This is a genomic window from Mesorhizobium sp. ES1-4 (assembly GCF_020164745.1).
Taxonomy (GTDB): Bacteria; Pseudomonadota; Alphaproteobacteria; order Rhizobiales; family Rhizobiaceae; genus Mesorhizobium.
In genome coordinates, this window is sequence record NZ_JAIUGV010000032.1 from 22,315 (window position 1) to 29,184 (window position 6,870).

The window sequence follows — 6,870 nt, forward strand, 5'->3', positions numbered from 1 at the left end:
TCCGATTTTGACTGGAAAATATTCCGCGACAAAAGAGACGAAAGGTGTGGAATGACTTTGGACACCAAGATGGAACTGCGTATGGGGTCCCCGGCTCCTGCGCTGAAAGTGGAGAACTGGCTGCGTGGCGAGCCCCTCACGAGCCTTCGGCCCGGCAAGGTCTACCTCGTTGAATTTTGGGCGACTTGGTGCCGACCATGTGTCCACGCCATGCCCCATTTGATCGAACTGCAGGAGAAATATAAAGACAGCGGATTTGAGATTATCGGAGTCGCAGCTTGCGAAAAGGCTGCAACCGCGGACGAAGCGCGGACCAACGTGGATGCCTGGCTGACCGAGAAGTTCCCGAATCTGAATTATCGGACAGCGTTCGATTGCACTGGCGAAATGAAAAAGCTCTGGCTGGAACCCAGCTCTTCGTTCGGGATTCCCACCTCGTTCGTGGTCGACCGCGACGGCCACATCGCTTATATCGGCCACCCGGCACCTCTCGATGACGTTTTGCCGAAAGTCCTTAACGGCAGCTGGCGCAGCAGCTATGAAGCGAAAGCCGTCGATGCAAAGCGAATCTCGCGTGTGCGCGAATCGTCGCTGAGTCAGCCGATATACGCCAAACTTGGGCCGGCGATGCAGGACGAGGATTGGGCAGCGGCACTATTGGCCATCGAAGAAGGCCTCGCCGTGATGCCAGACTCTTTTGATTTTCGGCGGGTTCATGCGGATATTCTGCTTCACAAGCTGCGCGACATCAAAACCGGCTTGCCGCTTATGCGCGAATTGGTCGAGGACGCGATCAACAAAAAGTTCGAAGCGATGTCTTGGGTGGTGATGGCGCTGAACCAACTCTTCCATCCCACGATCGACAACTCCCATCTTCCGCATGATGATCGCTTTGCGATGGGCAAGGAGCTCTCCGAACAGATCCTGGAACTTAATCCTCCGCAAGGCGATGGAGACTTTAAATTCGGGTGTTACTTTCCGGTCGCTCAGTATTATTACGAGAGCGGCAACAAGGACCGGGCGATCGAGTTGATCGAGGTGGCAATCAAATCGCTGGACCATTCGGAGCCAGTGCCGGACCAAACCAAACAGCGCTACCTCACCTCGTTGCTCCAAGCCCTGGCCAACTACACGGGTGAGCCTGCCTGTCACGCGGGTCTCTGTGTGGCTCCGCAAAACAAGACTTCCGAAACTCAAAACGCTGTCACTTCCTGAGCAAGGATCGCGAAGGGCATGACAATTGGAATTGAACACCGGCAAATCCGCCCGCCCAGGCGCACTTCGCAGCAATAACGTCGATGCCGCAAAAGTGCGCGGCTTGCGGCAGGTGGAATTTCCATTGCGTTTACCTCGGGTCGAACCGCGGCGCAGGCGTTCGCGCCGCGGTGAAAGGTCTCGCATTGGTGGACGTGCTCGAGGTCGGCCACGGGACACTGTTGCGTGGGATCGGCTCGCCCAAGCCATTCCCCGCCCACGCAAGCGCCCGAACCACACATCGCAGAAAAAGAGATCGTCCTTCAAGAGGAGTACTGAAATTGGGGAAAAGCGAAATTCCTCATGAACCGGTTGGCCCTGCTGTCCACGGGGACGACGAGGCCCTTGCTTCCCCGTTCGTCAAATGCCTCCTGCGGCTCATTCGTACTCAGGATTCCTTCGGCTTATGGGAAGGCCATTCGGATGCCGAGCTGCTGGCCGAGTTCATCATCACCAAGCAACAGCAACGTGCGGTACCCTTTGGCGGCGATCCCGATCCTGACGCGCTGTGGAGGCTCGACATGTTTTACACCGCCGTAGCGCTTGCGATCGAGGAGCGCTCCGGCGTGTCGACGTCGCCGACAATAGAAATGAAACCCGTGGGGGCTTCCGGCGGTTGGGCGTTCTGTCGAGACGTCCACCGGTTCGGCTTCGAGACTTTCCGCAAACTTGCTGAGGCCGGTACGAAACTGGTCGACGATGCGACTGCAGCCATTGAAGCCTAGCCCGAGATGGAGCGCATCAAGAAACCATTGTTCCAGGAAGGATCTATGTCAGACCTAGATAGGATGAGGAAAAAAGTCTGAAAGCTCCAGTTGCGTGCAGCTATTGCCAAGATGGCATTGCAGGACCTCGTCGAGGGTCTGCCGGGCAAGTGGGCCGACATACAGGAAGTCGCCGAGAAAACCCAAGCCGTTTATGCCGAGTTGGATGTTGCCAAGAGAGAACTCGCTTCAATGAAGAATTTAGGATGATGCGCACATTCACCACCCGTGACGGCTCCATTTGGATGCCGCCGTACCTGACCTCCATCGATAGCAAATCTGCATCGGCTGCTGCCGTTGTTTCAAGGTCTGCTCGCGCGATGTCATGCATCTTCACGGCGTTGATGATGCGGGTGAAATCCTCGCCCCTGCGATGACGAGGACGACGATTTCGACGGCAAGCTCAATCGCATGATCATGGTTGTCGATGATGCCGGCCGCTGCATAGGCTGCGGAGCCTGCGGCCGCGTCTGCCCCAAGAACTGCCAGACGCATGTTCCGGCCGACGAGCTCGCAACATGATCTGGCGAAAACCAGGGGAGCGGCGTGCACTTCATCTTTTTGTCGGCTCGTGGGGCTGGTCCTGTGCAGCAATGCGTCGATGGTTTACTTCGCTTTGGATTCGCTCCGTGTGGCAGTCGTCACGACGCTGGCCTGTTCGCTGCTGCTTCAGGCCGGCTACTTCGGCCGCGTGCTCTTTCTGATCTGGCAGTCCTCTAGCCGCGCTCGTGGAACTCGCCACAGGGGCCAGCATGCCGATGGTTACAGGAAAGCTCGGGTACCAGTCGTCTGACTCTGATCAACTGCGGAATGCAATTTTCAGCTGTGTCCCGGCTTGGTCGAATGCCCAGCATGTGCTGCTGCTTTGATGCGCGGATGACAGGATCAGTGCTCAGACCCACACCAATTTTGGTCACCCTCTGATGACTGAGCTGATCGTATAGGGAATCTGTGTTCGGCTAACACGCGACCATACCCCTGGGCTGACCGGTGCGTAGCAGGTTCAGGTACTTTTTTGCTGGAGATAGCATGCTGGAAAAATTCGAACGTTATCCGCTCACCTTTGGACCCACGCCGATCGAGAGGCTCGACCGCCTCGGCAAGCATCTGGGCGACAAGGTGGAAATCTACGTCAAACGCGAGGACTGCAACTCCGGTCTCGCGTTCGGCGGAAACAAGCTGCGCAAGCTCGAATACATTGTGCCCGACGCGATCGCGTCAGATGCCGATACGCTCGTCACAATCGGTGGCGTGCAGTCCAACCATACGCGCATGGTCGCTGCGGTCGCCGCCAAGATCGGCATGAAATGCCTCCTGGTCCAGGAGAGCTGGGTCCCACATGATGATGCTGTCTACGACCGGGTCGGCAATATCCTCTTGAGCCGCATCATGGGGGCAGAGGTGCGCCTGGTTGACGAGGGCTTTGACATCGGCATCCGCCGCAGCTGGGAAAAGGCACTTTATGAAGTCAAGGCAAGGGGCGGCAGGCCATATGCGATACCTGCCGGCGCCTCTGTCCACAAATACGGCGGCCTGGGCTATGTGGGGTTCGCTGAGGAGGTGCGTGCCCAGGAAGAGCAGCTTGGGTTTGCCTTCGACTATATCGTCGTCTGTACGGTGACTGGTTCAACCCACGGCGGCATGCTCGTCGGGTTCGCCAAGGATGGTCGACAGCGCAACGTGATCGGTATCGATGCCTCCGCCATGCCCGCCAAGACCAAGGCGCAGGTGCTTGGCATCGCCCAAAATACAGCGAAGCTCGTCCACCTCGGAGCGGAAATTGTCGAGGCAGACGTGGTGTTGTTCATGGACTACGCGTACCCGGGTTATGGCGTTCCATCGGAGGAAACCAAAGAGGCAATCCGTTTGTGCGCGCGGCTCGAGGGCATGATTACGGACCCCGTTTACGAGGGCAAATCGATGCAAGGGATGATCGACCTCGTCCAGAGGGGCTTCTTTCCACAGGGATCGAGGGTCCTCTACGCACATCTAGGCGGCGCACCGGCGATCAACGGGTACGGCTACACCTTTCGCAACGGCTGACGTTCGGCAGTCTGCGATTCCGCGGTCGCGCTCGAACGTGGGTAGGTAGCGTCGTTCGAGCGCTTGGCTGGAGAAGTGGAGGCAGCGACGGGCATCCACTAATTGGTACCATTACGTGCTGTCGGTGCTCAACGCCACGCGCATTGAGCGCATGCCGCCGTTGGCAACCGCGAGGCGAATTTTGACTCCGGGGCAAGAATCCACACGCGGCGGTGGCGGCACGAGGACCAAGCCGGCGAGTTCGCGCTTTCGAACTGGCGCCAAACTGCCACTGCTCGAGGGCCGAGGCCAGTCTAATCACAGGCGAGCCGTCCAAGCTCTCAAGAGTGATAGGGCGAAACCCGACAGCGGCAGAAGACATGTCGGGTTCACGACAATCGGCCGCATTTGGCCTCGTGGAGAATTTCAAAGCATTTCCCGCCGCTTACCGGAGCTGAGGGAATTGGCACCTCCGTTGCAGCTTGATGTGCGGCAACACGGTGAGAGCTTCGCTGAAGCAAGCCAGAGGGAGCGATGCCCTCGAGACCGTGTCCGATTTTGACTGGAAAATATTCCGCGACAAAAGAGACGAAAGGTGTGGAATGACTTTGGACACCAAGATGGAACTGCGTATGGGGTCCCCGGCTCCTGCGATCAAAGTGGAGAACTGGCTGCGTGGCGAGCCCCTCACGAACTTTCGGCCCGGCAAGGTCTACCTCGTTGAGTTTTGGGCGACTTGGTGCGGACCATGTGTCGACGCCATGCCCCATTTGATCGAACTGCAGGAGAAATATGAAGGCAGCGGATTTGAGGCGGTCGGAGTTGCCGCCTGCGAACAGGGTCCTACCGCAGACGAGGCGCGGACCAACGTGGATGCCTGGCTGACCGAGGAGTTCCCGAATCTGAATTATCGTATCGGGTTCGATTACATTGGCGAAATGAACAAGCTCTGGATGGATCCCAGCTCTTCGATTGGGATTCCCACCTCGTTCGTGGTCGACCGCGACGGCCACATCGCTTTTATCGGCCACCCGGCGGAACTCGATGACGTTTTGCCGAAAGTCCTTAACGGCAGCTGGCGCAGCAGCTATGAAGCGAAAGCCGCCGATGCAAAGCGCATCGCGCATAACCAACTTGCAGCGCGCGAAATGTCGCTTACCGGGCCGATATACGCCAAACTTGAGCCGGCGATGCAGGCCGAGGATTGGACGGCGGCGCTCTTGGCCATCGAAGAAGGCCTCGCCTTGATGCCAGACTCTTGTGAGTTCCGGCAGATTCATGCGGATCTTCTGCTTCACAAGCTGCGCGACATCAAGACCGGCATGCCGGTCATGCGAGAATTGGTCGAGGACGCGATCGACAAAACGTCCGACGCGGTGTCGTGGATGGCCTTGGCCCTCAACCAACTCTTCGATCCCACGATGGACAATTCCCATCTTCCGCGCGCGGAGCGCTTTGCGATGGGCAACGAGCTCTCGGAACAGATACTGGCACTCAATCCCCCGAACGGCGATGGCCCGTTTAAATACCTCCGGTACCTCCCGGTAGCTCAGTATTATTACGAGAGCGGCAACAAAGATCGCGCAATCGAGTTGATCGAGGTGGCACTGAAATCGGTGGACCGGCTGGGGCCAATTCCGGACCACACCAAACAGTACTATCTTACCCCATTGCTCGAAGCACTGGCCAACTACACGGGTGAGCCTGCCTGTCACGCGGATCTTTGTGTGGCTCCGCAAAAGAAGGCACCCGAAACTCAAAACGAAGTCACTTCCTGAGCAAGAATCGCGAAGGGACTGACAATTGGAATTGAACACTGGCCAATCCGCCCATCGAAGCTCTCTTCGCAGCAAGTATGTCGATGCAGCAGGGCGGCGGCTTGCGGAAGGTTGGATTTCAATTGCGTTGACCACCGGTCGGATCGCGGCGCAGACGATGTGCGCCGCGAATTCGCGCCGCAGGTCTCGCACTCGTGGACATGTCGAGGTCGGCCACGGGGCACTCTTGGGGTTGGCCCGCCCAAGCCATTCGTCGGCCACGCAAGCGGACCCGGAGTGGGCATCGCAGGAAAAGGAAATCGTACCTCGAAGACGAAGACTGAAATGACGAACAACGAAATTCCTCCGGTTGGCCCTGCTGTCAACAATGACGACGAGGCCCTTGCTTCCCCGTTCGTCAAATGCCTCCTGCGGCTCATTCGTACTCAGGATTCCTTCGGCTTATGGGAAGGCCATTCGGATGCCGAGCTGCTGGCCGAGTTCATCATCACCAAGCAACAGCAACGTGCGGTACCCTTTGGCGGCGATCCCGATCCTGACGCGCTGTGGAGGCTCGACATGTTTACACCGCCGTAGCGCTTGCGATCGAGGAGCGCTCCGGCGTGTCGACGTCGCCAATAATTGGAATGAAGCCCCTGCGGGCTTCCAGCGGTTGGGCGTTCTGTCGAGACGTCCACCGGTTCGGCTTCGAGACTTTCCGCAAACTTGCTGAGGCCGGTACGAAACTGGTCGACGATGCGACTGCAGCCATTGAAGCCTAGCCCGAGATGGAGCGCATCAACAAAACCATTGTTCCAGGAAGGATCTATGTCAGACCTAGATAAGATGAGGAAGAAAGTCCGAAAGCTCCAGTTGCGTGCAGCTATTGCCAAGATGGCATTGCAGGACCTTGTCGAGGGTCTGCCGGGCAAGTGGGCCGACATACAGGAAGTCGCCGAGAAAACCCAAGCCGTTTATGCCGAGTTGGATGTTGCCAAGAGAGAACTCGCTTCAATGAAGAATTTAGGATGATGCGCACATTCACCACCCGTGACGGCTCCATTTGGATGCCG

The 6,870-nt window shown here is 57.7% G+C and carries 7 protein-coding genes and 2 pseudogenes; all 9 read left to right on the top strand.

Going from position 1 to position 6,870, the window contains the following annotated elements:
- Positions 1-69: 69 nt before the first annotated feature.
- The 9 genes and pseudogenes from LB556_RS30940 to LB556_RS30980 all read left to right on the top strand — a co-directional run bounded on the left by LB556_RS30940 (position 70) and on the right by LB556_RS30980 (position 6,829).
- Entirely contained in the window at positions 70-1,215 is a 1,146-nt protein-coding gene (locus LB556_RS30940) for a TlpA family protein disulfide reductase (RefSeq protein ID WP_063170388.1), read from the top strand.
- A 320-nt stretch (positions 1,216-1,535) separates the two neighbouring features.
- Positions 1,536-1,979, top strand: a complete 444-nt coding sequence (locus LB556_RS30945; protein ID WP_224571203.1) for a DUF269 domain-containing protein — start codon at positions 1,536-1,538, stop codon at positions 1,977-1,979.
- Between the two features lie 90 nt (positions 1,980-2,069).
- Positions 2,070-2,228, top strand: coding sequence for a CCE_0567 family metalloprotein (locus LB556_RS30950; RefSeq protein ID WP_224571204.1), 159 nt, complete (start codon positions 2,070-2,072; stop codon positions 2,226-2,228).
- Positions 2,225-2,540: pseudogene (gene fdxB, locus LB556_RS30955) on the top strand (ferredoxin III, nif-specific). The gene LB556_RS30950 and the pseudogene fdxB overlap by 4 nt, the downstream one beginning before the upstream one ends.
- Positions 2,541-2,619: 79 nt before the next feature.
- Positions 2,620-2,811 (top strand): exopolysaccharide production repressor protein, encoded by a 192-nt coding sequence (locus LB556_RS30960; protein ID WP_127230899.1) that lies wholly within the window; start codon positions 2,620-2,622, stop codon positions 2,809-2,811.
- A gap of 236 nt (positions 2,812-3,047) precedes the next feature.
- Positions 3,048-4,061, top strand: coding sequence for a 1-aminocyclopropane-1-carboxylate deaminase (locus LB556_RS30965; RefSeq protein ID WP_024505903.1), 1,014 nt, complete (start codon positions 3,048-3,050; stop codon positions 4,059-4,061).
- A 599-nt stretch (positions 4,062-4,660) separates the two neighbouring features.
- Positions 4,661-5,818 (top strand): TlpA disulfide reductase family protein, encoded by a 1,158-nt coding sequence (locus LB556_RS30970; RefSeq protein ID WP_063170386.1) that lies wholly within the window; start codon positions 4,661-4,663, stop codon positions 5,816-5,818.
- A gap of 324 nt (positions 5,819-6,142) precedes the next feature.
- A pseudogene (locus tag LB556_RS30975) lies at positions 6,143-6,579 on the top strand (DUF269 domain-containing protein).
- Positions 6,580-6,625: 46 nt separating this feature from the next.
- Entirely contained in the window at positions 6,626-6,829 is a 204-nt protein-coding gene (locus LB556_RS30980) for a CCE_0567 family metalloprotein (RefSeq protein ID WP_063169367.1), read from the top strand.
- Positions 6,830-6,870: the final 41 nt, after the last annotated feature.

Excerpts from the sequence above, each read along its gene's own strand:
- LB556_RS30970 (WP_063170386.1), top strand. The coding sequence starts at position 4,661 with ATGGAACTGCGTATGGGGTCCCCGGCTCCTGCGATCAAAGTGGAGAAC.
- LB556_RS30960 (WP_127230899.1), top strand. The coding sequence starts at position 2,620 with ATGGTTTACTTCGCTTTGGATTCGCTCCGTGTGGCAGTCGTCACGACG.
- LB556_RS30965 (WP_024505903.1), top strand. The coding sequence starts at position 3,048 with ATGCTGGAAAAATTCGAACGTTATCCGCTCACCTTTGGACCCACGCCG.
- LB556_RS30940 (WP_063170388.1), top strand. The coding sequence starts at position 70 with ATGGAACTGCGTATGGGGTCCCCGGCTCCTGCGCTGAAAGTGGAGAAC.
- LB556_RS30980 (WP_063169367.1), top strand. The coding sequence starts at position 6,626 with ATGTCAGACCTAGATAAGATGAGGAAGAAAGTCCGAAAGCTCCAGTTG.